We start from the raw sequence: 24,421 nt of genomic DNA, 5'->3' as shown, positions 1-24,421 counted from the left end.
CTCGTGCGTATTCTTGGAATCAACGCGGTGTTCCACGATCCCGCAGCGGCCCTGGTGGTGGACGGACAGATCGTCGCGGCCGCCGAGGAGGAACGGTTCTCCCGGCGCAAGCACGGCAAGCAGGCGGTGCCCTTCTCGACCTGGGAGCTGCCGGTGCAGTCGGCGCGCTGGTGCCTGCAGCAGGCCGGCCTCACCCCTGCCGACCTCGACGCCGTCGGGTACTCCTACGACCCCCGCCTGATGGACGAGAGCACAGCGGATCTGGCCGGTCTGGACCGCGACTGGGAATACCTGCGCACCCTCTACGCCGAGCGGGCGCCGCGCTTCCTGCAGAGCGCGCTGCCCGGTCTGGATCCGGGGATCGTGCGCTATGTGCGCCACCACGTCGCCCACGCCGCCTCGAGCGCACTGGCGTCGCCGTATCCGGACTGCGCGGTGCTGGTGGTCGACGGCCGTGGCGAGCGGACGTCGATGCTGGCCGGCAGCTACCGCGACCAGAAGATCGATGTGCTGGCCACACAGGCGCTGCCGCATTCGCTCGGCCTGTTCTACGAGGAGCTCACCGAGCACCTCGGCTTCACCCGGTCCAGTGACGAGTACAAGGTGATGGCCATGGCGTCCTACGGGGCGCCGCGCTTCGCCGACCGGTTCCGAGAACTGGTCTACGCCACCGGAGACGGCGGATTCCGCACCGAACCCGTCGACTGGGACTCGTTCACGCCCCGACGCCAGGCGGGCGCGGGCAAGGGGCATGCACTGGCCCGGCCCGAGCCCGAGCACGCCGACCTGGCGTGCAGCGTGCAGACCGTCGTGGAGGAGGTGCTGCTCGAGCTGACCGGCTGGCTGCGGGCCCGCACGGACAGCGACAGCCTCTGCCTCGCCGGCGGTGTCGCGCTGAACTGCGTGGCGAACTCGAAGATCTTTCAGCGCAGCGGGTTTCGCAACGTATGGGTGCAGCCGGCCGCGGGTGACGCGGGCACCGCACTGGGCGCGGCGCTGTCGCTGGCCGGCGAGGCGGGCGAGCCGATCGCACCGATGCCGTCGGCGGCGCTGGGCCGGGGCTGGTCCGATGACGAGATCGAGGCCGTGCTCCGCGAGGCGGCGGTGCCGTTCGAGCGGCCCGCCGATTTCGCCGCGGCGGTGGGTGACGCCCTGGCGGACGACCTGCTGATCGGCTGGTTCCAGGGCCGCTCGGAGTTCGGGCCGCGGGCGCTGGGATCGCGGTCACTGCTGGCCGACCCGCGCCGCATCGACAACCTGGAACGGCTCAACAACGTCAAGGGTCGCGAGCAGTTCCGTCCCGTCGCACCGATGGTGCTCGCCGAGCGCGCGGCCGAGATCTTCTCCGGAGGGCCGATTCCCAGCCCGTACATGCTGTTCGTCCACGACGTCGCCGAGCAGTGGCGTGACCGGGTTCCGGCCGTCACCCACGTCGACGGCACCGCCCGCATCCAGACCGTCGACCGCGACCAGCCGGTGCTGCACGCCACCATCAGCCGGTTCGCCGAGCGCACCGGGGTCCCGGTGGTCGTCAACACCAGTTTCAACACCGCGGGCCGGCCGATGGTCGACAGCCCGCGCGACGCCCTCGAGTGCTTCGGCAGCTCGCCGATCGACGTGCTGGCGATCGGGCCGTTCCTGGTGCGGAGACCGCGGTGAGAAGCGACGACTTCGCCATCGTGATCCCGACGATCGGCCGTCCGTCGCTGCACCGGCTGCTGGCCGAGCTCGACGGGCAGGACGGTGTGAAGCCCACCGACATCGTGGTGGTGGACGACCGGCCGGATCCGCATCCGGCGTTGCAGTTCGACACCGCACTGTCGGTGACGGTGCTGCGCAGCCGCGGCCGCGGTCCGGCGGCCGCCCGCAACGTGGGCTGGCGCGGAACCAGGGCGCGCTGGATCTGCTTCGTCGACGACGACGTGTTGCCCCAATCCGACTGGTTCGAGCGCCTCGCCGAGGACCTGGCCGCCGCGGACGCCGAGGGCGCCGCGGGCTCGCAGGCCGTGATCGAGGTGCCGGCGACACCGGGCCGTCGCGCCACCGACGACGAGAAGCGCACGCAGCGGCTGGCGGACGCCCGCTGGATCACCGCCGACATGGCCTACCTGCGGTCCGCGCTCGTCGCCGTCGGTGGGTTCGACGACCGCTTTCCGCGGGCCTACCGCGAGGACTCGGACCTGGCGCTGCGCATCACCCAGCGCGGCGACACCATCGTCGTCGGCGGCAGGCGGTCCACCCATCCGGTCGCGCAGGCGACCCTGATGAGCAGCGTGCGCGCACAGATCGGCAATCGCGACAACGCGTTGATGCGCCGCAAGCACGGCCGGACCTGGCGGGTAGCCGTGGGCGAGGGCCGTGGACGGCTGCCGCTGCACACCGCGACGACGGCCGCACTGGTGGGTGCGACCGGCGCGCTGCTCGGCCGCCAATGGCGCACGGCGCGATGGGCCGGTGCCGCGTGGGCCGCGTTGACCGCCGAGTTCGCGATCCGCCGGTTCTGGGCCGGACCGCACACCATTGCCGAGGCCGGCCGGATGACCTTGACCAGCACGCTGATTCCGCCCGTCGCCGTCGCGCACCGGCTGCGTGGCGAGTGGATGTTCCGCACCGCGCGCCGCGATCCGCCGCTGGCGGTGCTGCTGGACCGCGACGACACGATCATCGAGGACGGCCCGTACCTCAACGATCCCGCCGGGGTGCGGCCGATGCCCGGTGCGGCGGCCGCGCTGGACCGGTTGCGGGACAAGGGACTACTGCTCGCCGTCGTCACCAACCAGTCCGGGGTGGCCAAGGGGCTGATCAGCACGGAAGAGCTGGACGCCGTCAACGCCAGGGTGGACGCCGAGCTCGGGCCGTTCCACACCTGGCAGGTCTGTGTCCACGACGCCGACGACGGATGCGGGTGCCGCAAGCCGGCGCCCGGCATGGTCCGGGCGGCCGCCGAGGCGCTGGGCGTGGACCCCGCCCGGTGCGTGATGATCGGCGACACCGGCGGTGACGTGGCGGCGGCACTGTCCGCGGACGCCGACGCGGTGCTGGTGCCGACGCAGCGCACCCTGCCCCACGAGGTCGACGAGGCCCGCTCGCTGGCCCGCGTCGCACCCTCGCTCGTCGACGCCGTCGACCTCGTCCTCCGGGACTGCCGATGAGCACCGCGCTGGTGGCCAGGCTGGACAGCGCCGGTGACGTGCTGATCACCGGCCCCGCGGTGCGCGCGGTGGCCGCGGCACACGACGCGGTGACGATGCTCTGCGGTCCGCGCGGACGGGCGGCCGCCGAACTGTTGCCCGGCCTCGACGAGATCGTCGAATGGCAGGCGCCGTGGGTGGACTTCGACTCGCCGGGACTGACGTCCGATCACGTCGAGTCGCTGGTGAAGCAGCTGCGCGACATCCGCCCCGACCGGGTGTTCGTGTTCACGTCGTTCCACCAGTCGCCGCTGCCGCTGGCGCTGATCTGCCGGATGGCGGCCGTGCCGTGGGTCGGCGCGATCTGCGAGGACTACCCGGGGACGCTGCTCGACCTGCGCCACCATGTGCCCGAGGGCATTCCGGAACCGGAACGGGCGCTGTCCCTGGCCCGCGCGGGCGGCTGCGAACTGCCCGCCGGGGACGACGGCGCCCTGATGGTCCGGCAGACGGAGTTGTCCGGCGACCTCGCCGCCGTCGTCGCCGACGGGCCGTTCGTGGTGTTCCATCCCGGCGCCGCCGTGCCTGCCCGCAGGCCCTCGGCGGAACGCAGCGCAGGCATGGTGGCGGCGCTGCGGGCCGCCGGTCACCGCGTCGTGGTCACCGGAGACCCCGGGGAGCGTGAACTCACCGCTGCGGTGGCCGTCGCCGGCGCCACCGACCTCGGCGGGAGCACCACACTGGCCACCCTCGGCGCGGTGTATGCGCACGCCTCGGTCGTGGTCACACCCAACACCGGGCCTGCGCACCTGGCTGCCGCCGTCGGCGCTCCTGTGGTGTCACTCTTCGCGCCGGTCGTGCCCGCATCGCAGTGGAGCCCCTACGGCCGCAACGTGATCCGGCTCGGTGATCAGCAGGCGCCGTGCCGGCTGACCCGGGCCAGGACGTGTCCCGTGCCCGGACACCCCTGCCTGGACGGCATCGCCGATGCCGACCTGCTGGCCGCCGTCGACAGACTGGGAGGTACGCCGTGATCGAGACACACATCTCCGCGCTGGCCGATGCCGTGGACCGCATCGGGGTCGAGGCGCCACGGGTCACCGCGTGGGGCCGCCACCTGGCCGGCGTGCTCACCGCCGGCGGCCGGTTGCTGGCATGCGGGAACGGAGGCAGCGCCGCAGAGGCGCAGCACCTCACCGCCGAGATCGTCGGCCGCTTCAAGGACGAGCGAATCCCGTTGTCCGCCATATCGCTGCATGCCGACACCTCGGCCCTCACCGCGATCGCCAACGACTACGGCATCGACGAGATGTTCGCCCGCGGCGTGCGGGCGCACGGCAGGCCAGGGGACGTCCTGGTGGCGTTGTCCACCAGCGGCACCAGTCCCAACGTCCTCGCCGCCGTCAAGGCGGCCCATGAGAACGGGCTCACCACCTGGGCGCTGGCGGGTCCCGCACCCAATCCACTGGCCGCCATGTGCGACGACGCGATCTGCGTCGAGGCGGGCACCACCGCCACCGTCCAGGAGATCCACCTGATGCTGGTGCACGGACTGTGCATCGCGCTGGACGCCGAACTGCTGGGGAGCAACCATGGCTGAACCGGTGGTGATCGTGGGCGACTCGATGCTCGACGTCGACATCGAGGGCAGCGCAACCAGGCTCAGCCCGGAGGCACCTGTACCGGTGGTGGACGCCGAGCGGGTGTGGCACCGCCCCGGCGGCGCCGGTCTCGCCGCTGTGCTGGCGGCCCGGGTGGATCGCGACGTGGTGTTGGTGACGCCGGTCGCCGACGACGCCGACGGGCGCGCGCTCACCGGCCTGCTCGACGCGGCCGGGGTCCGGGTGGTCGCCCTGCCCATGACGGGTAGCACCGTGTGCAAGACGAGGATCCGTGCCGGCGGCCAGTCGATGCTGCGCCTGGACCACGGTGACGGCGCGGCCGCAGGCGGTGACCTGCCCGCAGAGGTGGCCGAGGTGCTCGACGGCGCCCGGTCGATCTGCGTGGCCGACTACGGACGCGGGGTGACCGCCCACCCCGGCATGCGGGAACTGCTGACGCGCGTCGCCGAACGCACTCCTGTGGTCTGGGATCCGCACCCGCGCGGCGCCGCACCGACACAGGGCTGCTGGCTGGTCACCCCCAATCAGGCCGAGGCGGAACGTTTCTCCGAACGCGGTGACAGCGATGCGCACTCCGCCGAGCGGTTGCGGCAGCGGTGGCGGGCCGGTGCGGTCTGCGTGACCCTCGGCGCCGGTGGCGCCGTGCTGGCCACCGAGTCGGGCAGCACGCATGTGCCGGTGCCCGCCGCATCCGGTGCGACCACCGGCCGCCGCGACACCTGCGGGGCCGGCGACCGGTTCGCGATCGCGGCCACCGTCGCACTCGGCGCCGGTGACGACGTGCCCACGGCCGTTGCGACCGCGGTGGAGGCGGCAAGCCGGTTCGTGGCCACCGGCGGCGCGGTCGGAGTGTCGAGCGCGGCACCCGTCGGCGGGAACCACACCGGCACCGGCCATTCGAATGCCCTGACCGGCGACCTCGACGAGGTCCGCGACAGGCTGCGCCGCCGCGGCGGCACGCTGGTGGCCACCGGCGGATGCTTCGACCTGCTGCACACCGGCCACATCCGACTGCTGCACCAGGCCCGCCAACTCGGCGACGCGCTGGTGGTGCTGCTCAACTCGGACTCGTCGGTCCGGGCGCTGAAGGGGGAGCGCCGCCCGGTGATGCCCGAGCAGGACCGGGCCCGGGTGCTGTCGGCGCTGGCCTGTGTCGACGCCGTGGTGATCTTCGACGAGCACTCCCCGGAGCAGGCACTCGAGCGGCTGCGGCCCGACGTGTGGGTCAAGGGCGGCGACTACACCGAGAACGACCTGCCGGAGGCCGGCGTCGTGCGCAGGCACGGCGGCGAGGTGGTGCTGCTGCCCACCGTCGCCGGCTACTCCTCGTCCAACCTGATCGCCGCGGCGCGATCCTGAGCAAGGGAACACCCATGAGCGAACTCGGCAACATCATCATCACCGGTGGCGCATCGGGCCTCGGCGCGGCCACCGTGGAGGCCGTCGTCCGGCACGGCGGCACACCGCTGGTGATCGACATCAACACTCCCGCAGGCGACGTCGCCTTCGCCCACGCCGACCTCGCCGACACCGAGGCGGTGGACGCCGCCGTGCGCAGCCTGGCCGACTCGGTCGACGGCCGGATCGACGGCGTGTTCACCGCCGGCGGAACCGACAAGTGCGGCAAGCTCGGCGACGTCTCGGCCAAGGACTGGGAACGCGTCGTGCACGTGAACCTGCTCGGCACCGCTGCCGTCATCCGATCCGCGCTGCCCTACCTGCGCGCCACCGGCGGCCGGATCGTCACCTGCGCCTCGACGCTGGGCATCAAGGCCGTCAGCGACGCCACCGCGTACTGCGCGTCGAAGTTCGGTGTGATCGGGTTCAGCAGGGCGCTGGCCGCCGAACTCGCCGGCGAGGTGGGCGTCACCACGTTGATCCCCGGTGGCATGCACACCGCCTTCTTCGACGACCGCGACGAGCAGTACAAGCCGCCGGCGGATGCCAAGCTCAACCGCCCCGAACACGTGGCCGAGACGGTGGTCTTCGCGCTGTCGCAACCGCAGGGCTGCGAGATCCGGGAGTTGGTGGTCGCCGCGTCGACGGAATCCTCATGGCCGTGACGGCCCCGGCGACGCAGGACACCATCCTGGTCCTTCGTGCGCTGGGACTGGGCGACCTGCTCACCGGGATACCGGCGCTGCGCGGACTGCGACGGGCCTACCCCGACGCCCACATCGTGCTCGCCACCCCGGAACGGTTCTGCGGCCTGGCCAAGCTCTCGGGTGCGGTCAACGCGGTGGAGCCGACGCCGGGTCTCGGCCGGTTGCATCCGTGGCGCACCCCGCCTGCACTCGCGGTCAACCTGCACGGCAGCGGACCGCAGAGCATCGACGACCTGCTCGCGATGCGGCCCCGAACCCTGCTGACGCACCGGCACGACGCCTTCGACGGTCTGCAGGGTCCGGCGTGGCGTGCCGACGTGCACGAGGTCGACCGCTGGTGCGGGCTGCTGGAGTGGGCCGGAATACGTTGCGACGCCGAGGATCTGCGTATCGCCCGGCCGCACGGCTACCCGGACCGCTCCGGCGTGGTGGTGATCCATCCGGGTGCGGCGGCGGCGGCACGGCGCTGGCCGGCCGAGCGGTTCGCCGCGGTCGCGGCGGCGTTGCACGACGCCGGGCACGAGGTGGTGATCACCGGCGACTGCAACGAGCTGGACCTCGCCCGCTCGGTGGCGCGGCAGGCCGGCCTGCCCGACACGTCGGTCCTGGCAGGAACACTCGGCCTGCTCGGCATGGTGGCGCTCGTCAACGACTGTCGGCTGCTGGTGTGCAACGACACCGGCGTTGGGCACATCGCGACGGCCACCGGTGCGCCGTCGGTGCTGCTGTTCGGGCCGACGCCGCCGGACCGCTGGGGTCCGCGCGACGGCGGACCGCACGTCGCGCTGTGGGCCGGGGAGACCGGTGACCCGCACGCCGACGAACCCCATTCCGGACTGTTGCGGCTGACCGAGACGCAGGTGCTCGACGCGGTCGACTCGCTGCTGCGGGTACGCGCATGACGGCGCCGCGCACGGGCGTCGTCGGCGCCGGTTACGTCGGTCTGACCACTGCCGTCTGCCTCGCCGAACGACACGACACGGTGTGCGTCGACGTCGACGCGGTGCGGGTGAGGGAACTGTCGCGGGGGGTGGCCCTGCTCGACGAACCCGGCCTGCCGGAACTGCTCGAGCAAGGGCTCGCCGCGGGCCGGTTGCACTTCAGCGCCGACTACACCGACCTGGCCGACCGCGACGTGGTGTTCGTATGCGTGCCCACACCGAGCAGGCCGGACGGCTCGGCGGACCTCGGCGCCGTCGACGCGGCGGTCGACGCGCTCGCCGAGGTGTTGCGACCGGGCGCGGTGCTGGCGATGAAGTCGACGGTGCCCGTGGGCACCACCCGGCGGGCGGCGCAACGGCTCGCAGGCACCGGCATCCGCGCGGTGTCCAACCCCGAGTTCCTCCGGGAGAGCCACGCCGTCTACGACTTCCGCAATCCGGACCGGATCGTCGTCGGCGCCGACGACGCGGTCGCAGCGGACCTGATGGAGCAGGTGTACGGCCGTGGCCCTGGGCCGATCCTGCGGATGACTCCCGAGAGCGCGGAGCTGGCCAAGTACGCCAGCAATGCTTTCCTGGCCGTGAAGATCTCCTACATCAACTCTCTGGCCCGGTTGTGCCCCGAAGTGGGTGCCGACATCGGCGACGTCACCCGCTGCATGGGAGCCGACGTGCGGATCGGTCAGCACTTCCTGCGCCCTGGCCCCGGATGGGGCGGTTCCTGCCTGCCGAAGGACACCGCGGCGCTGTTGCACACCGGACGCCTGCGCAATGTCGAACTGCGGGAGGTGGCTTCGGCGCGCGAGACCAACGCCGCGCACGCCGATCACCTCGCCGCCGCGCTGACCCGTGCGATGGGCGTGCCGCTGCCCGTGGCCAGGGTGACGGCGCTGGGGCTGACCTTCAAGGCGGGCACCAGCGACATCCGCGACTCGCCTGCGCTGACCATCTGCGAGCAACTGAGCCAAAGGGGCGCCCAGGTCTGCGGTTACGACCCGCGGCTTGCGAACCTGGACCAGACCGCGCTGCGCCGGGCGTCGGTGGTGGCCGTGGACGATCCGTACCTGGCGGCCAAGGACGCCGACGCGATCGTGGTGCTCACCGAGTGGCCGGAGTTTCGCGAGCTGGACTGGGCGCGGATCGCCGAGCAGGCCCCGGGGGCGGTCGTCGTCGACACCCGAAACCTGCTCGACCCCGCGGGCCCCATCGGGGCCGGTCTGATCTACCTCGGCAACGGAACGCCCTCGGGCTACTGACTTTTGGCGACCCTGCGGATCATCAGCGCGGTCGCGCGCTCGATGATGGCCTGCTTCTCGTCGGCACGGCGGGTGCGGTCGGCGCGCCGCACTGCAGGCGCGATGGTGGTGCCGCCCTCGTAGGCCTTCACCACCCGCGGGTCGACGTAGGACGCCCGCGCCACGGCCGGGGTGTTGCCGAGCTCCTCCGAGACCTCCTTCATCACCGCCGATTCCACCCGCTTGATCACCTTCTGATTGACCGGTGGGTCGGCGTCGACGAATGCCGCCGCCGCCAGCACGGTGCCGTGCCAGGTGCGCATGTCCTTCACACTGAACTCGGGGCCGACGAGTTCCTTGAACCGGGCGTTGAGGTCGTCGGCGTGGATGTCGCGCCAACCCGAGGTGTTGCGGCACACCAGCAGCCGTTCGGTGCGCTCGGGCCTGCGCATCAGCGCGCGCACCGACCGCACCACCTCGGGGTCGTCGATCACCCGCGTCCGGCGCACCCCGCTCTTGGCCGGGAAGTCGAACGCGACCGCGTCGCGCTGCACGGTGACGTGCTCGCACAACAGCGTGGCGATGCCGAACGAGTTGTTCTCCAGGGCGTACTGCTCACCACCGGCGCGGAAGTACCCGAGATCGAGCAGATGCAGGGCCAGCGCCAGCACCCGGTCGCGCTCCAGGCCGCGGCCGCGCAGGTCGGCGGCGATCTGCCTGCGCATGTCCGGCAGCCCCTTGGACATCTCCAGGACCCGGTCGAACTTCTCCTCGTTGCGCTCCTCCTGCCACTGCTGGTGGTAGAGGTACTGCTTGCGCCCCGCCACGTCGACCCCGAGCGCCTGGATGTGACCGTTCGCGTGCGGTGAGATCCACACCTTCTTCCACGCCGGCGGAATGACGAGGTCGTCGATGCGTTCCAGCGTCTTCTTGTCGGTGACGGGCCTGCCCTCGGCGTCGGTGTAGGAGAAGCCCTTGCCCCGGCGCACCCGGTGCAGTCCGGGCCCGGTGACTACGCTGCGGCGAAGACGCATGCGGGGATCCCGTGTTTGGCGCGGGCCGACGCCGGGGTATTGGTCGTGGACCATGGTGAGGACACGGTCGGCGCACAGTGTGTCGGTGTCATCTCAGGTCCCGGACGGCGGCTGGCATGCGTTGCAGTTACCCGGTCGAATCACCGGTCACACGTGTGTTTTCGCGGGATGCCGGGCCGCCGGTGGTTAGCTGGGATTCGTCCTGGGGTAATCTCGCTTCGATGTTGCCGGGAGGTCAGATGGTGGATTCGGACAATCCAGACGATGGGCACCTCAGCGCCGACCGGTCGGTCGAACTGCGGGTGGCCGCCAAGCTGGAGAATTTGGCCGTGCTGCGCACCCTTGTCGCCGCCGTCGGCACGTTCGAGGACCTCGACTTCGACGCCGTCGCGGACCTGCGGCTGGCGGTCGACGAGGCCTGTACACGGCTGATCCGCTCCGCGGTGCCCGACTCGACGCTGGTGGTCGCCGTCCACCCGCGCGACACGGAGGTCGTCGTCGACGCCTCGACCACGTGCCAGACCACCGACGTGCTCGCCCAGGGCAGTTTCAGCTGGCACGTCCTGAGCTCGCTGACCGACGACGTACAGACCTTCCAGCGGAACGGCAATGAAGCGGCGGACGGACAGATCTTCGGGATCTCGATGACCACGAGGAGAGCGAGCTCACTGCGGTGACTCGATCCTCGTCGAAGGGTTCGTCGTCTCGATCGAACTCTGAATACGCGGACGTGGCAGCGATGTTCCGCGAACTCCAGGGCCTGCCGGAGGGTTCCGCGCAGTTCCAGCGCCACCGCGACCGCATCGTCGAGCGGTGCCTGCCGCTGGCCGACCACATCGCCCGCCGCTTCGACGGCCGCGGCGAGCCGCGCGACGACCTCGTCCAGGTGGCCCGAGTCGGTCTGGTGAACGCGGTCATCCGGTTCGACGTCGACGCCGGCTCGGACTTCGTGTCGTTCGCCGTGCCGACCATCATGGGCGAGGTGCGCCGGCACTTCCGGGACAACAGCTGGTCGGTGAAGGTGCCGCGGCGACTCAAGGAGCTGCACCTGCGGCTGGGCGCCGCGACCGCCGAGCTGTCTCAGCGGCTGGGCCGTGCCCCGACCGCATCCGAACTGGCCGAAGAACTCGGGATGGACCGCGACGAGGTGGTCGAGGGTCTGGTCGCGGGCAGCTCCTACAACACCCTGTCCATCGACAGCGGCGGCAACAGCGGGAACGAGGACGCGCCTGCGATCGCCGACACGCTCGGCGACGTGGATCTGGGACTCGATCAGATCGAGAACCGCGAGGCGCTGCGGCCGCTGCTGGCCGCACTGCCAGAGCGCGAACGCACCGTGCTGCTGCTGCGGTTCTTCGAGTCGCTCACCCAGACCCAGATCGCCGAGCGGGTCGGCATCTCACAGATGCATGTGTCGCGGCTGCTCGCGAAGTCGCTAGCGCGGCTCCGCGACCAGCTTCAGTAACCGCTGCGACTCGCCCCGCAGTGCGGCCATCGCCGTGTCGACGTCGTCGCACAGCGGGAACATCGCGCCGGGGTCGCAGATCCGCAGCAGCCGCAGCACGGCCGGGCCGGGCACCAGCACCCACTCGGCGCGGGCGCCCGCACACCGCACGTTGAACGTGTGTAGCGCCGAAAATGCTGCGGTGCCGAAGAATTCGATACCCGACAGGTCGAGCACCATGCGCTTCGCGTGAGCGGCGTGCTGCATCGCCCAGTCGACGAAGTCGTTGGCGTTGGCCGCGTCGAGGTCACCTCGGGCGGTGATCAACGCGCACGACGGCTCCGGCCACCCGGTACTGAAGGTGGCCCCGCCGCTGCGGGTCTGTTCGTCGGCCCGGTCTGCGTCTGACGGCGAGGTCGGCGGTGATGATGGAGAAAGTGAAGATGACATCGTGACTCCCTTTGGTGGGGTGTGCGCGGTTCGCGCTGAGTCACGTCAATTGTTCAGGCCCTGCGTCCTCAAAGCCTTCAGCGTCACGGTCGAGGTTCGGCCGCGCCGATGACGTATCCAGCTGGCTGTGAACTCAACCTGAGATGACCCTACGCCGGTACTCGTGCATCCGACAATCGATTCACCGAATGCTCAGCGATGTCTCAGCGGCCCCGATGTCTCAGCTCAACCAGCCGCGTTGCGGGTCCCAGGCCGGCCCGGCGGGCGGTGCGTCGTCCCGGGTGACGGTGGCTTGGATCAGGCCGTAGGGCCGGTCGTCGGCGTGGAAAACCTCGTTGTCGTTGGACAGGCCGAAGGGCGCCAGGTCGTAGGCGAAATGGTGCTTGTTGGGGGCGGACATCCGCACCTCGACGATCTCGGGATGGTGCTCGAGGACGGCGCGGCCCATCTCGTAGAGCGTCTGCTGCAGCGCCAGCGACCGGACGGTGGCGAACTGGGTCACCATGTCGGCCTTGACGCCGGCATAGACGCCGTCCCAGTCGATTCCGGTCACCGTGGCGAACCGCCACTGAGCCACCAAAGAGGTGGCCATCACGCGGTCGTGGGTCGGCTCGAGCACCGTGTACGGGTCGGTGAGGAATCCCGCGAACTCCGAGCCGGTCGACTTGAGCAGGACGAGGTCCTTGAAGCCCCCGACCACCCACTCGCCGCTCCCGGCGCTGTCACCATCGGCGGCGACCGTGACCGCGGCCGTGCGGACCTCCTCGCCGGCGCGCACCCAGGTGTGGTCGTGTTCGCGGCCGTCGACCACCACCCGCCGCCACGAGTACTGCTCGATCTCGATACGGGCGCCCTGCACGGGCGCGACGTCACCGACGAAGTGGCGCGCCAGGTGCAGCCCGTAGCCCTCGATGGACGTGAGGCCTTTCTCCTTGGCGAACGCGTACACGGTCTGCTTCTGGGTGTCGGTGGGCAGCACATCGGACTGATCGCCGGCCAGATGGGCGGCGCTGAAGTCGCCCCGCAGGCAGGTCGAGACGTTGACGTCGTGGATCTCGTGACGTGGGGAGTCGCGGTAGATGCGCACGACCCGGTTCTCGGCCTTGCCGTACTGGTTCTTGCCCAGGATGATGCCGGACACGGCTCAACTCCCTCGATAGGTCGAATAGGCGTACGGCGACAGCAGCACCGGCACGTGATACTTGGCCGCGGCGTCGGTGATCTCGAAGGCCACCACGATCTCGGGGTAGAAGCCGGTGACCTCTGCGGCGGTGAAATACGTTGCGGTGTCGAAGCGCAACCGGTACACCCCTGGCTCGAGGCGATCGGCGAGGCCGGCGACGCGGCCGTCGTCGTCGGTGTTCTCCGACGCCAGCAGCGCGCCGCCGGCGTCGGTGAGGGTGACCGGCACACCCGCCGCGGGCCTGCCGGTGGACGCGTCGAGGACGTGGGTGGACAAGCTCATGAACTCACCTTTGCACGCCGACGAGCTGCTGCAGCCTCAGCCGGTTGATCTTCGCGAGCTCCTCGCGCAGCACCCGCCGCTCGGTGCCCGGGTCGTTGGCCAACCGGCCGGTGAGCGTGGCGAGCAGGTCCTCGGCCGACCGGCCGCTGGCGCACACCAGGTACACGTGCCCGAACCGGCGCTCGTAGGCCCGGTTCTTCGCGGCGAGCTCCGCACGGACCTCGTCACCCGCGGTCATCACGCCGGCCTGCTCGCGCGCCGACGCGGCGTTGTCGACCTGCCCGCCGATGCGGGGATGGCCGGCGAGCGCCGCGTCGATCTCTGCCTCGCACAACTCGGCGAGCACCAGGTCGGCGACGTCGAGCAGCGTGTCGACGTCGGCGTACGGCGCACCGGCGGCCACCTGCTGCGCCCACCGCGGTGAGGCGCAGACGCCGGTCAGCAGTCGCACGCGTTGTGGACCGGGCAGACCGTTGAAGTCGGCCAGCCCGGCGCTCGGCGGGGGTGCCACCGCTCCAGGATCGGCCAGGTCCACACTGTTCGCATGTCGAATGCCGCGGGAGTGTTGCTGGCCGCCGGCGCAGGTATCCGCTATGGAATGCCGAAAGCCGCTGCGGCGCAGGGGCAATGGCTCGAGACGGCGGTGGCGGCGCTGGCCGAAGGCGGATGCGCCGACGTGGTGGTGGTGCTCGGCGCGGCGCTGGTCGAGGTGCCCCCGCCCGCGCGGGCCGTGATCGCATCCGACTGGGCGGACGGCATGAGCGCGTCGGTGCGAGCGGGCATCACGGCGATCGGGTCGGCTGATCTGGCGGTGCTGCACACCGTCGACACCCCCGACATCGGGGCCGACGTGGTGCGGCGGGTGCTGGCGGCGGCACAGGAGTCGCCGTCCGGGCTGGCGCGCGCGGTGTACGGCAGCCGTCCCGGTCACCCGGTGGTGGTGCACCGGCGGCACTGGCCGCAGCTGCTGCAGAGCCTCAGTGGCGACCGCGGGGCCGGGCCGTTCCTGCGTTCCCGCCCCGACGTGGTGACGGTGGACTGCGCCGACCTGGCCACCGGCCGCGACATCGACGAGAGCTGATCAGCCGTCGAGCGAGTCGGCGAAGCGCCGCACCGCCTCGGCCGCCCGCTCGGCCGCCTCGGCATGCCCGGGCCGGGCGCGCAGCGACACCGATCCGGTGCCCGGCGTCAGCGCGACCTCGGCGAGCAGTTCGCCGGTGGTGGGCTCGGCCACCGCCCAGGTGTAGCGGACGTCGGACGCCCAGCCGGCCGCTGCGCGTGCGACGTAGTCCCGATCCGTCTCGCCCAGGTCCGCCAGGGACGGCCGGTCGTCGATGCGATCGTCGGCGCGCAGCGCGCGCAGATACCAACTGCCGGCGTTGATCTCGATCGGTTCCATCCGCGCACTGTAACGTTCGCGTCCGCTGCGTAGCATGAGCCGATGCCCTTCATCACGAGCAACGACGGCGTCGACATCCACTTCAAGGACTGGGGGTCGGGCCAGCCCATCGTGTTCAGTCACGGGTGGCCGCTGTCGTCGGACGACTGGGACACCCAGCTGCTGTTCTTCCTGGCGCAGGGCTACCGCGTCGTCGCCCACGACCGTCGCGGCCACGGCCGCTCGACGCAGACCGGCGACGGCCACGACATGGACCACTACGCCGACGACCTGAAGGCCGTGGTCGACCACCTCGACCTGCGCGACGCCGTGCACGTCGGTCATTCGACAGGCGGGGGAGAGGTGGTGCACTACCTGGCCCGCCACGGCGAGGACCGCGCGGCCAAGGCCGTCCTGATCAGCGCCGTGCCACCGCTGATGGTGAAGACCGACGCCAATCCCGGCGGCCTGCCCAAGGACGTCTTCGACGACCTGCAGGCGCAGCTCGCGGCCAACCGGTCCGAGTTCTACCGCGCGCTGCCGTCCGGCCCGTTCTACGGGTTCAACCGGGACGGGGTCGAGCCGAGTGAGGCGATCATCGCCAACTGGTGGCGTCAGGGCATGATGGGCGGCGCGAAGGCCCACTACGACGGGATCGTCGCGTTCTCGCAGACCGATTTCACCGAGGACCTGAAGAAGATCCAGCTGCCCGTGCTGGTCATGCACGGCGACGACGACCAGATCGTGCCGTACGAGAACTCCGGGCCGCGCTCAGCCGAACTGCTCGCGAACGCGACGCTGAAGACCTACGAGGGCTTCCCGCACGGCATGCCCACCACGCAAGCCGACACCATCAATGCCGACCTGCTGGAGTTCATCCGGTCCTGACGGCTCCTCGGCGTCCTTGATCCCGGCGAGGACGGTGGCGGGCGCACCACATCTGTACCGTTGAGAACGTCATGCGAGGCAGCGGCGCCCGTCGAACGACAAACCGTGAGGACGCATGCCCGACACCCGCACACGCGCCGCGAGCAGGGCGCGCCGCCGTCGAGTCCTGACGTTGTGGACAGCGGCCTACGTGGGTGTGATCGCCCTGATCGTGTTCTGGCCGAGCACCGAGGAGTTGGTGAACCCGTCCCTGCGGTGGATCCGGCACGTCACGCACGCGCCACTCTCCGTCGTCGAGTTCAGCACCAACGTCCTGCTCTTCATCCCGTTCGGGATGCTGGCCGCGGCTTACCTCACGAGGCGTCGGTGGTGGCTTGCCATGCTTGCCGGAGCGGCTGCGTCGGCGGGGATCGAGTTGACCCAGGCGGTATTGCTGCCCGGCCGCGACCCCAGCCTGTCCGACATCGCGGCGAACACGGCTGGTGCCACGCTCGGTGTGCTCGTCGTGTCGGTCATCCGGCTGGCGTGGCGCCGGGACGAACCCGTCGGTGAACCCGCAGTGCCCGCAGCGGCTATTCGCCCTCGCTCTTGATCTCGGCGAGGACGGTGCCCTGCGTGACGGCGGCGCCTGCCTCGACCGCGAGGCCGGTGATGGTGCCGTCCTTGTGCGCGGTGACCGGGTTCTCCATCTTCATCGCCTCCAGCACCACGACGAGGTCGCCGGCCGAGACCTGCTGACCCTCCTCGACGACCACCTTCACCACGGTGCCCTGCATCGGCGCGGTGACCGAGTCGCCCGAGGCGGCAGCGCCACCGGCGGCGCCGCGCTTACGCGGCTTCGGCTTCTTCCTGATGACACCGGCGGAGCCGCCGACCGAGCCGCCGTTGCCGAGCGCGAGGTCACCGGGCAGCGACACCTCCAGCCTGCGGCCGCCGACCTCCACCACGACGGTCTGCCGGGGGATGGTGTCCTCTTCCTCGATCGGATCACCGCCGGTGAAGGGTTCGACCTTGTTGTCCCACTCGGTCTCGATCCAGCGGGTGTGCACGGTGAAACCGTTCTCGTCACCGATGAACGCCGGATCGGACACCACGGCGCGATGGAACGGGATGACGGTGGCCAGGCCTTCGACGGTGAACTCGTCGAGGGCGCGCCGCGACCGCTCCAGCGCCTCCTGGCGGGTCGCGCCGGTGACGATCAGCTTCGCCAGCATCGAGTCGAACTGGCCGCCGATCACCGAGCCCGTCTCGACGCCGGAGTCCAGCCGGATGCCGGGCCCCTGCGGCGCCTCGAACTTGCTGACCGGGCCGGGTGCGGGCAGGAAGCCGCGGCCTGCGTCCTCGCCGTTGATGCGGAACTCGATGGAGTGGCCGCGCGGCGTCGGATCCTCGGTGATGTCGAGCGGCTCGCCGTTGGCGATCCGGAACTGCTGGCGAACCAGGTCGATGCCCGAGGTCTCCTCGGTGACCGGGTGCTCGACCTGCAGGCGGGTGTTGACCTCGAGGAACGAGATCAGACCGTCCTGGCCGACCAGGTACTCGACGGTGCCCGCGCCGTAGTAGCCGGCCTCCTTGCAGATGCGCTTGGCCGACTCGTGGATCTCCTTGCGCTGCGCGTCGGTCAGGAAGGGCGCGGGCGCCTCTTCGACGAGCTTCTGGAAGCGGCGCTGCAGCGAGCAGTCGCGGGTGCCCGCGACGACGACGTTGCCGTGGGTGTCGGCGATCACCTGCGCCTCGACGTGGCGCGGCTTGTCCAGGTAGCGCTCCACGAAGCACTCGCCCCGGCCGAACGCGGAGACGGCCTCGCGCACCGCGGAGTCGTAGAGCTCGGGGATCTCCTCGAGGGTGCGGGCCACCTTCATGCCGCGGCCGCCGCCGCCGAACGCCGCCTTGATCGCGACCGGCACGCCGTACTCCTTGGCGAACGCGACCACCTCGTCGGCGTCCTTGACCGGATCGGAGGTGCCGGGGACCAGCGGGGCCTGCGCACGGGCGGCGATGTGGCGGGCGGTGACCTTGTCACCGAGATCGCGGATGGACTGCGGGCTGGGGCCGATCCAGATCAGGCCGGCGTCGAGCACCGCCTGGGCGAAGTCGGCGTTCTCGCTCAGGAACCCGTATCCGGGGTGGACGGCGTTGGCGCCGGACTTCGCGGCCGCGTCGAGCAGCTTCTCGAAGACCAGGTAGGACTCGGCCGAGGTCTGGCCGCCGAGGGCGAACGCCTCGTCGGCGAGCCGGACGTGCGGGGCGTCGGCGTCGGGTTCGGCGTAGACGGCCACGCTGGTCAACCCGGAGTCCTTCGCCGCTCGGATCACCCGGACCGCGATCTCGCCGCGGTTGGCTACAAGCACCTTCGTGATCTTCGAGCTGGCGTGACTGGCCACTTCGCCTCCTGTTGGATCGCCCTGCGCGGGCGTCTCTAAGAACGTCTTTAAGAACTTATCCCGGGCAGTTTAAGCGCCGCACCTGAGGTCTCGGCGAGGCGGTGGTCGTTACTGGCAAGTAGGTTCGATCGCGGGTCACCGGCCGCCCTCTGCGACGCGGGGTGGGTGTACGAATCGCGGCGGGGTTCGGGGCCCCGCCTGCAGCATCGCGCGCCGTAATAGATGACGGCTTGCGAACAAGGCGATGACCGGCGATCGGTTGCTGTAATCTCGTTTCCGGGCGGGGCTGAGGGGGAGTTCATGCGGATTAAACGGATACACGTGATCAACATCGCCTCGGCGATTCTGGTTGCTGCGAGCGGTCTCGCGGCGCCGACCGCAACGGCGCAGGAACCGCCGGAGATGCCGGATATCGTCGACATGACGCTGGACGAGGCTCAGGCGGAGGTCGCCTCTGCCGCCGGTAAGCCGGATCTGGTCCTGAACACCCAGAACATCAACGGCGTGGACCAGAAGCAACTGGTCGAGAAGTTCTGGAAGGTCTGCTGGCAGTCGCCCAAGGCGGAGGAGCCGATGACTGAAGACGCGTGGTACGGGGTGGGCATCACCAGAGCCGGCGAAGAGTGCTACAGCTAGCTGAAGCCCACGCCTGAGCGCTAGGTCCTCAGCCGCTTCTTGATCCGGGCCAGCATTGCCGACATGCCACGCAGCCTCAGCGGGCTGATCAGTGCGGCCAGACCCAGGTCGGAGTAGAAGTCGTCGGGCACGGCGAGGATCTCCTCGGCGGGCAGGTCGTCGAGCCCGGTGGCCAGGATCGAGGCGAAGCCGCGGGTGGTCGGCGCCTCGCGGGGCGCACTGAAGTACAGCCGCACGTGCTCGCGGTCGTCGGCGTCGACGTGCAGGAACAACGGGGACTGGCACTCCGGGACGGGTTCCATCGCGGCCTGCTCCAGGCCGGCCGGCAGCGGCGGCAGGTCGTCGGCGAACTCCAGCAGCAGCCGCAGCTTGTCCTGCCCCTGCACCTCCTGGAAGTCCGAGACGACCTCGGCGAGGGCGGCCGGCATCCCGGCGGCCGGACTCACGGCGCCTCGCCGGGCTCTTCCCCGACGGCGACGGGCACGCGCACCGCATTGCCCCATTCGGTCCACGAACCGTCGTAGTTCCGCACGCCGGGCAGCCCGAGCAGATGAGTCAGCACGAACCAGGTGTGGCTGCTGCGCTCACCGATCCGGCAGTACACGACTGTCTTGTCGTCCTCTTGCAGGAACCCGTAGAGCTCTTCGAGTTGGGGACGCTTGCGGAACCGTCCGCTGTCGTCGGCGGCCTTGGCCCACGGGATCGACCGGGCGGTGGGGATGTGCCCGCCGCGCAGGGCGCCTTCCTCCGGGTAGTCGGGCATGTGGGTGCGTTCACCGGTGTACTCCGCAGGTGACCGCACGTCGATGAGCGGCTGGGCGCCGAGGATGCCGAGCACGTCGTCCTTGAACGCCCGGATCGGCGCGTCGTCCCGCTCGACGACGGGGTAGCCGCTGGAGCGCCGGTTGGGCACGTCGAGTGTGGTGTCGCGGCCGTCGGAGACCCACAGGTCGCGCCCGCCGTCGAGGAGCCGGACGTCCGGGTGGCCGAACAGGGTGAACACCCACAGCGCGTATGCCGCCCACCAGTTGCTCTTGTCGCCGTAGATGACGACGGTGTCGTCGCGCGCGATCCCCTTGCGGTCCATCAGTTCGGCGAACTGCGCGCCGTCGATGTAGTCGCGGACGTTCGGATCGTTGAGGTCGGTGTGCCAATCGATCTTCACCGCACCGGGGATGTGACCGGTGTCGTAGAGCAGCACATCCTCGTCGGATTCCACGATGGCCAGGCCCGGCCTTCCGAGATTGCTCGCCAGCCAATCGGAGGTGACGAGGCGTTCGGGGTGGGCGTAGTCCTGCAGCGCGGGGCTGGGATCTGGTGGGAGCGGCACGTCAGCGAGCCTACCGCCGCGCCCGGAATTGCTGCGCTGAGTGGCCGGTCGGCGACTTTAGGATTTTCGGGTGGCACTCGGAATCATGGTCCTGCTGATCGGGGTACCGGTCGGCGCGTGGCTGTTCCGCAATCCCGACAAGCTGTGGTGGGCCACCGAGTCGTGGAAGTACAAGAACCCCGAAGCCAACGAACCGAGCGAGGCCGCCTACGGCATGTCCTCGCTCACCGGGATCCTCGTCATCGTCGTGTCGGTCATCGTCGCGCTGCTGGCCTTCACCAACGGGAGCTCGAACGGCGACGACGCGCTTTCGCGGCCGGCCACGACGACCACCAAGCGCACCCCGCCCCCGAGGGCCGGCCTGACGTCACGTCCGCAGTCGCGTGGGGCGCTGCCCATCGTCGGCTACCGGCTGGCCCGGGAGGGCGTCGCCACCTTCCTCGACATGTCCTATCTCGTTCCTGCGGGATCGGCGCCGGTGGCCGGCGGCTTCAACTTCTTCTCCGAGCAAGGGTGTGAGGTCATGCGGCAGGTCCGCGGCATCAACACCGACCGGATCACCGCCGATCTGCAGCTGGGCTGGACGCCGGGGTTGAAGGCCACACTCGCCAGCGAGGCGACGTGTCGCGTGACCGACGCCTGGTCGTCCGACGTCGCTTTCGTCCGCATCGGCGAGATCAGGCCGGACGCCACGATCGTCACCAACAGCGCCGTCGTCCGTCCCGACGGGGCCGTGCTGGTGCCTGCGGCCTCCGGCAATCCCGTTCCGCTGCTCGCCGGGGTGCAGTAGCCGTGGGATTCGCGATCCTGGTGATGCTGATCGGCGTCCCGATCGGCCTGTTCATGCTGCTGCAGCCGCGAAAGATGTGGTGGCTGTTCGAGTCCTGGAAGTTCCGCAATCCCGAGGCCAACGAGCCCAGCGATGCCGCCTACCTGATGACGGCGCTCGGCGGGCTTGCCCTGATCGCCGGAGTGGTGTTCGGCGGGATCATGTTCTGGTCGGCGGACAGCGAGTACAAGAGTGTGATCGCCCAGCAGGAGGCCGACAAGCGGGCCCGCGAGGACCGGCAGGCGGCGACCGACGCCTACGTCGCCCCGCCCCCGGAGGATCGTGGATCCCTGCCGGTCATCGGTTACACGGTCAGACAGACCCCGCGGGGCGAATTCTACGACCTCTACTACCTGGCGCCGCGGGACATCTATCCCGCCAGCGGCAAGTACATCGACGACAAGGACCTCTGGGCCTGCCTGCACAGCGTCGCGGTCCGGAACTCGGAAACAGATGCGCTGCAGTTGAATCCGCGGGTGGAGTGGGCACCGGAACGGCCGCCGTTCGATGGCGAGTACGACAAGTGCACCGCGGGCCGCGTGACCGAGCCCGGCTTCACCATCGAGCGGCAGTTCTTCAAGCGCCCGGATCCGGCGGTGCCGATCGTCACCGACTCGGCGATCGTCGACATCACGGGCAAGGTTGTCGCGCCGGCGCAGCCGGGCAACGTCGTACCCCTGCTCGATGCGGAACCGCAGCGATGACCGCTACCAGAGTGCGGTGACGGGGACCCCGACGCGGTCGAGCAGCCGGCGGGTCAGCGGCAGGCTGAGGCCGATCACATTCGACGGGTCGCCCTCGATGCGATCGACGAACCACCCGCCGTACCCGTCGAGGGTGAATGCGCCTGCCACGCCCAATGGTTCGCCGGTGCCGACGTAGGCGTCCAGATCGGCCTCGCTCGGCGTTGCGAAATGCACTGTCGTGTCTCGTGATTCGACGGCTTTCTGGACGGTCTCGCCGTCGCGGACCCGGAGCACTGCATGGCCGGTGTGCAGCGCGCCGGCGCGGCCGGCCATCGTCTGCCACTGCCTACGGGCGGCATCCGCTGTGCCCGGCTTGCCGTGCAGGCGGCCGTCGAGGGCGAGCATCGAATCGCATCCGATGACCACGCAGTCCGCCGCGACGTCGCCGGGAAGGCGGCCCACCACGTCGTCCGCCTTCGCGTCGGCGAGTGCACACACCACATCCGCCGGGGCGGCCGGACCCAGCGAGGCGATCACGGCATCCTCGTCCACGCCCGAGACGATCACCAGCGGGTCGAGGCCGGCCTGGCGCAGTACGCCCAGTCGGCCCACCGACGCCGAACCCAGAACGACCCGGGTCATCGCCTCATGTGGGTCCGTTGCAACAGGGTGACGCGCTGCCAGCTGAACACCGGATAGCGCAGCTTGTCGACCGGGTGACCCCACGGGTTGAGCTCCTGCGGACCGTGTTCGGTCGGGGCGCCCGAGGCGCCGGCGAGCACGGTCACCAGGGCCGCGATCTCCGCCTCGGTCGGCGAGCCCTTGACGACATGGAACTCCGGGGCGGCCGGCGCAGGCTGGTCGATCGTCATCTGCCGGGGATCGCTGACCTCGGTGATGTCGGCATCGTGGTTCATGCGCTCGCCTTTCTGGGCCTCACAGCGGGATGTTGCCGTGCTTGCGCGGCGGGGTCTGGGTGATCTTGCGCTCCAGAAGCCGCAGCGCAGTGGCGACGTAACCGCGGGTGTGCGAAGGCGGGATGACCGCGTCGACATAGCCGCGCTCGGCGGCGATGTACGGGTTCACCAGCGTGTCCTCGTACTCCTGCTGCAGCTGCAGCCGCAGCGCGTCCACATCGTCGCCCGCTTTCGCGGCTTCCTTGAGCTGCTGCCGGTAGACGAAGCCGACGGCGCCGGAGGCGCCCATCACCGCGATCTGGGCCGTCGGCCACGCGACGTTGACGTCGGCGCCCATCTCCTTGGACCCCATCACGCAGTAGGCGCCGCCGTAGGCCTTGCGGGTGATGACGGTGATCTTGGCGACCGTCGCCTCGCCGTAGGCGTACAGCAGCTTCGCGCCACGGCGGATGATGCCGTTGAACTCCTGGTCGGTGCCGGGCAGGAATCCCGGCACGTCCACCAGCATGATGATCGGGATGTTGAAGCAGTCGCAGGTGCGGATGAACCGCGCAGCCTTCTCCGAGGCGTTGATGTCGAGGCAGCCGGCGAACTGGGTGGGCTGATTGGCGACGATGCCGACCGGCCTGCCGTCCACCCGGCCGAATCCGACGATGATGTTCGTCGCGTAGCCGGACTGCACCTCGAGGAACTCGTCCTCGTCGAGGATCCGGGTGATCACCTCGTGCATGTCGTACGGCTGGTTCGGCGAGTCCGGGATCAGCGTGTCGAGTTCGAGGTCCTCGTCGGTGAGGGTCTCCTCGATGGGGCCTGAGGGGTTCGGCGACGGGTACCGCGGCGGGTCGGCGTAGTTGTTGGGCGGCAGGTACGAGAGCAGGTCGCGAACGTAGTCGAAGGCGTCCTGCTCGCCGGAGGCGACGTAGTGCGCCAGCCCGGACTTGGCCATGTGGGTGTGCGCGCCGCCGAGCTCCTCCATCGTCACCTCCTCGCCGGTGACGGTCTTGATGACGTCCGGCCCGGTGATGAACATCTGGCTGGTCTGGTCGACCATGATGACGAAGTCGGTCAGCGCGGGGGAGTAGACGTGTCCGCCCGCTGCGGCGCCCATGATCAGCGAGATCTGCGGGATCACCCCGGACGCCTTGATGTTGTTGTGGAAGATCTTGCTGTACAGGCCGAGCGAGACGACGCCCTCCTGGATGCGAGCACCGGCGCCGTCGTTGATGCCGATCAGGGGGCGGCCCGTCTTGATCGCCAGCTCCTGCACCTTGACGATCTTCTCGCCGTAGACCTCGCCGAGGCTGCCGCCGAACACGGTGGCGTCCTGGCTGAACACACACACGTCGCGGCCGTCCACCGTGCCGTAGCCGGTCACCACGCCGTCGCCGACCGGCCGGTTCTGCTGCAGGCCGAAGTTGGTGCTGCGGTGCTTGGCGAGCGCGTCGAGCTCGACGAAGGAGTCCTCGTCCAGCAGTGCCAGGATCCGCTCGCGGGCGGTCAGCTTGCCCTTGGCGTGCACCTTCTCGATCGCGGCCTCCCCGACGGGATGCAGCGTCTCGTCGGTGCGCTTCTTCAGGTCGGCCAGCTTGCCTGCGGTGGTGTGGATGTCCGGCTCGTGCTCGGCGGACCCGTCCGTGGGCGTCTGGGAAGGCTCGGTAACGCTCGTCATGGGTGTCGATGCTATCGGCACGCCCTGTGCCCGCGACGTCCCCATTGTTCCGAGAACCGAGCGGCGATCCGTAGCCTCAGCTATGGCGACGTCCGAATCATTTGCTAGATCTGCACAGAAGCGACATGTTCGGTGGTCACGGCGCTGCCCGCCGCGGGCGGGTGGTCGTTGAGGACTGTGTGAGGATGCACGGAACGCTGCCAGCACTGTTACAGCTTTCCTACGCGTTAGTTCAGGTCGACGCGGTGTGGCCAGCGCATTGGGTCCGAAAAGCGCG

At 70.2% G+C, this 24,421-nt stretch carries 27 protein-coding genes and 1 pseudogene; 16 read left to right on the top strand and 12 right to left on the bottom strand.

All coding sequences use genetic code 11. The features are described 5' to 3' along the window. Positions 1 to 3: 3 nt before the first annotated feature. From AB0K11_RS03050 to AB0K11_RS03015, 8 genes are read left to right on the top strand one after another with little or no spacing between them, the layout of a single operon-like run. On the top strand, positions 4 to 1,659 hold the full coding sequence (locus tag AB0K11_RS03050; protein ID WP_364972014.1) for a carbamoyltransferase C-terminal domain-containing protein: 1,656 nt from the start codon (positions 4 to 6) through the stop codon (positions 1,657 to 1,659). Further along, complete coding sequence (locus tag AB0K11_RS03045; RefSeq protein ID WP_364972012.1) at positions 1,656 to 3,152, top strand: HAD-IIIA family hydrolase; 1,497 nt, start codon at positions 1,656 to 1,658, stop codon at positions 3,150 to 3,152. The genes AB0K11_RS03050 and AB0K11_RS03045 overlap by 4 nt, the downstream gene beginning before the upstream one ends. Beyond that, complete coding sequence (locus AB0K11_RS03040; RefSeq protein WP_364972010.1) at positions 3,149 to 4,165, top strand: glycosyltransferase family 9 protein; 1,017 nt, start codon at positions 3,149 to 3,151, stop codon at positions 4,163 to 4,165. Before AB0K11_RS03045 ends, AB0K11_RS03040 begins: the two co-directional genes overlap by 4 nt. After that, complete coding sequence (locus AB0K11_RS03035) at positions 4,162 to 4,731, top strand: SIS domain-containing protein (RefSeq protein ID WP_364972008.1); 570 nt, start codon at positions 4,162 to 4,164, stop codon at positions 4,729 to 4,731. Before AB0K11_RS03040 ends, AB0K11_RS03035 begins: the two co-directional genes overlap by 4 nt. Beyond that, positions 4,724 to 6,112 carry a D-glycero-beta-D-manno-heptose 1-phosphate adenylyltransferase gene (rfaE2, locus tag AB0K11_RS03030; RefSeq protein WP_364972005.1) on the top strand — a complete coding sequence of 463 codons (1,389 nt, stop codon included), beginning with the start codon at positions 4,724 to 4,726 and terminating at the stop codon, positions 6,110 to 6,112. Before AB0K11_RS03035 ends, rfaE2 begins: the two co-directional genes overlap by 8 nt. Before the next feature lie 14 nt (positions 6,113 to 6,126). After that, a complete protein-coding gene (locus AB0K11_RS03025) occupies positions 6,127 to 6,816 on the top strand; it encodes an SDR family oxidoreductase (protein WP_364972003.1) in 690 nt (229 codons plus the stop codon). After that, the gene (locus tag AB0K11_RS03020) at positions 6,807 to 7,760 is read left to right on the top strand and encodes a glycosyltransferase family 9 protein (protein ID WP_364972002.1); all 954 of its coding nucleotides are present in this window, start codon (positions 6,807 to 6,809) and stop codon (positions 7,758 to 7,760) included. The genes AB0K11_RS03025 and AB0K11_RS03020 overlap by 10 nt, the downstream gene beginning before the upstream one ends. Beyond that, positions 7,757 to 9,055 (top strand): UDP-glucose/GDP-mannose dehydrogenase family protein, encoded by a 1,299-nt coding sequence (locus tag AB0K11_RS03015; protein ID WP_364972001.1) that lies wholly within the window; start codon positions 7,757 to 7,759, stop codon positions 9,053 to 9,055. Before AB0K11_RS03020 ends, AB0K11_RS03015 begins: the two co-directional genes overlap by 4 nt. Here the strand turns inward: AB0K11_RS03015 and AB0K11_RS03010 are convergent. Then, positions 9,049 to 10,068 carry a DNA topoisomerase IB gene (locus tag AB0K11_RS03010; protein WP_364971999.1) on the bottom strand — a complete coding sequence of 340 codons (1,020 nt, stop codon included), beginning with the start codon at positions 10,066 to 10,068 and terminating at the stop codon, positions 9,049 to 9,051. The genes AB0K11_RS03015 and AB0K11_RS03010 overlap by 7 nt on opposite strands. A 239-nt stretch (positions 10,069 to 10,307) precedes the next feature. Here AB0K11_RS03010 and AB0K11_RS03005 point away from each other — a divergent pair, with 239 nt between their 5' ends. Then, on the top strand, positions 10,308 to 10,745 hold the full coding sequence (locus tag AB0K11_RS03005) for an ATP-binding protein (RefSeq protein WP_364973675.1): 438 nt from the start codon (positions 10,308 to 10,310) through the stop codon (positions 10,743 to 10,745). Then, positions 10,742 to 11,533, top strand: coding sequence for an RNA polymerase sigma factor SigF (locus AB0K11_RS03000; protein ID WP_364971998.1), 792 nt, complete (start codon positions 10,742 to 10,744; stop codon positions 11,531 to 11,533). The genes AB0K11_RS03005 and AB0K11_RS03000 overlap by 4 nt, the downstream gene beginning before the upstream one ends. Here AB0K11_RS03000 and AB0K11_RS02995 read toward each other — a convergent pair. The 4 genes from AB0K11_RS02995 to uraD all read right to left on the bottom strand — a co-directional run bounded on the left by AB0K11_RS02995 (position 11,504) and on the right by uraD (position 13,914). After that, positions 11,504 to 11,962 carry an STAS domain-containing protein gene (locus AB0K11_RS02995; protein WP_364971997.1) on the bottom strand — a complete coding sequence of 153 codons (459 nt, stop codon included), beginning with the start codon at positions 11,960 to 11,962 and terminating at the stop codon, positions 11,504 to 11,506. The genes AB0K11_RS03000 and AB0K11_RS02995 overlap by 30 nt on opposite strands. A 220-nt stretch (positions 11,963 to 12,182) precedes the next feature. Further along, positions 12,183 to 13,103 (bottom strand): factor-independent urate hydroxylase, encoded by a 921-nt coding sequence (gene pucL, locus AB0K11_RS02990; RefSeq protein WP_364971996.1) that lies wholly within the window; start codon positions 13,101 to 13,103, stop codon positions 12,183 to 12,185. A gap of 3 nt (positions 13,104 to 13,106) precedes the next feature. Next, on the bottom strand, positions 13,107 to 13,427 hold the full coding sequence (uraH, locus tag AB0K11_RS02985) for a hydroxyisourate hydrolase (protein WP_364971994.1): 321 nt from the start codon (positions 13,425 to 13,427) through the stop codon (positions 13,107 to 13,109). 4 nt (positions 13,428 to 13,431) lie between these two features. After that, the gene (gene uraD / locus AB0K11_RS02980) at positions 13,432 to 13,914 is read right to left on the bottom strand and encodes a 2-oxo-4-hydroxy-4-carboxy-5-ureidoimidazoline decarboxylase (protein WP_364973673.1); all 483 of its coding nucleotides are present in this window, start codon (positions 13,912 to 13,914) and stop codon (positions 13,432 to 13,434) included. Positions 13,915 to 13,971: 57 nt separating this feature from the next. Between uraD and AB0K11_RS02975 the strand changes: the two genes are divergently transcribed. After that, complete coding sequence (locus tag AB0K11_RS02975) at positions 13,972 to 14,508, top strand: NTP transferase domain-containing protein (protein WP_364971993.1); 537 nt, start codon at positions 13,972 to 13,974, stop codon at positions 14,506 to 14,508. Here the strand turns inward: AB0K11_RS02975 and AB0K11_RS02970 are convergent, their stop codons facing one another. Then, on the bottom strand, positions 14,509 to 14,826 hold the full coding sequence (locus AB0K11_RS02970) for a hypothetical protein (protein WP_364971992.1): 318 nt from the start codon (positions 14,824 to 14,826) through the stop codon (positions 14,509 to 14,511). Positions 14,827 to 14,868: 42 nt separating this feature from the next. On the opposite strand from AB0K11_RS02970, the gene AB0K11_RS02965 reads away from it, so the two are divergent. Together AB0K11_RS02965 and AB0K11_RS02960 are read left to right on the top strand one after the other, a co-directional pair. Then, positions 14,869 to 15,693 (top strand): alpha/beta hydrolase, encoded by an 825-nt coding sequence (locus AB0K11_RS02965; RefSeq protein ID WP_364971990.1) that lies wholly within the window; start codon positions 14,869 to 14,871, stop codon positions 15,691 to 15,693. A gap of 115 nt (positions 15,694 to 15,808) precedes the next feature. Beyond that, entirely contained in the window at positions 15,809 to 16,285 is a 477-nt protein-coding gene (locus tag AB0K11_RS02960; RefSeq protein WP_364971988.1) for a VanZ family protein, read from the top strand. On the opposite strand, the gene AB0K11_RS02955 is transcribed toward AB0K11_RS02960, so the two are convergent. Next, the gene (locus AB0K11_RS02955; RefSeq protein ID WP_364971987.1) at positions 16,266 to 18,077 is read right to left on the bottom strand and encodes an acetyl/propionyl/methylcrotonyl-CoA carboxylase subunit alpha; all 1,812 of its coding nucleotides are present in this window, start codon (positions 18,075 to 18,077) and stop codon (positions 16,266 to 16,268) included. The two genes, AB0K11_RS02960 and AB0K11_RS02955, sit on opposite strands and share 20 nt — an antisense overlap. Positions 18,078 to 18,398: 321 nt before the next feature. On the opposite strand from AB0K11_RS02955, the gene AB0K11_RS02950 reads away from it, so the two are divergent. Further along, the gene (locus tag AB0K11_RS02950; protein ID WP_364971986.1) at positions 18,399 to 18,713 is read left to right on the top strand and encodes a hypothetical protein; all 315 of its coding nucleotides are present in this window, start codon (positions 18,399 to 18,401) and stop codon (positions 18,711 to 18,713) included. A 20-nt stretch (positions 18,714 to 18,733) separates the two neighbouring features. Here AB0K11_RS02950 and AB0K11_RS02945 read toward each other — a convergent pair whose 3' ends face one another. After that, positions 18,734 to 19,159 carry a SufE family protein gene (locus tag AB0K11_RS02945; protein ID WP_364971985.1) on the bottom strand — a complete coding sequence of 142 codons (426 nt, stop codon included), beginning with the start codon at positions 19,157 to 19,159 and terminating at the stop codon, positions 18,734 to 18,736. Next, positions 19,156 to 20,043: a sulfurtransferase gene (locus AB0K11_RS02940; protein ID WP_364971983.1), complete on the bottom strand. Its 888-nt coding sequence runs from the start codon at positions 20,041 to 20,043 to the stop codon at positions 19,156 to 19,158. Before AB0K11_RS02940 ends, AB0K11_RS02945 begins: the two co-directional genes overlap by 4 nt. A gap of 85 nt (positions 20,044 to 20,128) precedes the next feature. Between AB0K11_RS02940 and AB0K11_RS02935 the strand changes: the two are divergent. Together AB0K11_RS02935 and AB0K11_RS02930 are read left to right on the top strand one after the other, a co-directional pair. Then, a pseudogene (locus AB0K11_RS02935) lies at positions 20,129 to 20,305 on the top strand (DUF6199 family natural product biosynthesis protein); the annotation flags it as partial. A gap of 530 nt (positions 20,306 to 20,835) precedes the next feature. Beyond that, positions 20,836 to 21,576, top strand: a complete 741-nt coding sequence (locus tag AB0K11_RS02930) for a DUF6199 family natural product biosynthesis protein (RefSeq protein ID WP_364971982.1) — start codon at positions 20,836 to 20,838, stop codon at positions 21,574 to 21,576. Between the two features lie 3 nt (positions 21,577 to 21,579). Here the strand turns inward: AB0K11_RS02930 and AB0K11_RS02925 are convergent, their stop codons facing one another. Genes AB0K11_RS02925 through AB0K11_RS02915 form a run of 3 tightly spaced genes read right to left on the bottom strand, consistent with a single transcriptional unit; the run spans position 21,580 to position 24,144 of the window. Continuing rightward, a complete protein-coding gene (locus tag AB0K11_RS02925; protein WP_364971981.1) occupies positions 21,580 to 22,200 on the bottom strand; it encodes a nucleoside triphosphate pyrophosphatase in 621 nt (206 codons plus the stop codon). After that, a complete protein-coding gene (locus tag AB0K11_RS02920; protein WP_364971979.1) occupies positions 22,197 to 22,475 on the bottom strand; it encodes an acyl-CoA carboxylase subunit epsilon in 279 nt (92 codons plus the stop codon). The genes AB0K11_RS02925 and AB0K11_RS02920 overlap by 4 nt, the downstream gene beginning before the upstream one ends. 19 nt (positions 22,476 to 22,494) lie before the next feature. Further along, a complete protein-coding gene (locus AB0K11_RS02915; RefSeq protein ID WP_364971978.1) occupies positions 22,495 to 24,144 on the bottom strand; it encodes an acyl-CoA carboxylase subunit beta in 1,650 nt (549 codons plus the stop codon). Positions 24,145 to 24,421: the final 277 nt, after the last annotated feature.

It is taken from the genome of Mycobacterium sp. NPDC050551 (genome assembly GCF_040674075.1).
Classification (GTDB): Bacteria; Actinomycetota; Actinomycetes; order Mycobacteriales; family Mycobacteriaceae; genus Mycobacterium.
This window is presented reverse-complemented; position numbering and strand designations above follow the sequence as displayed.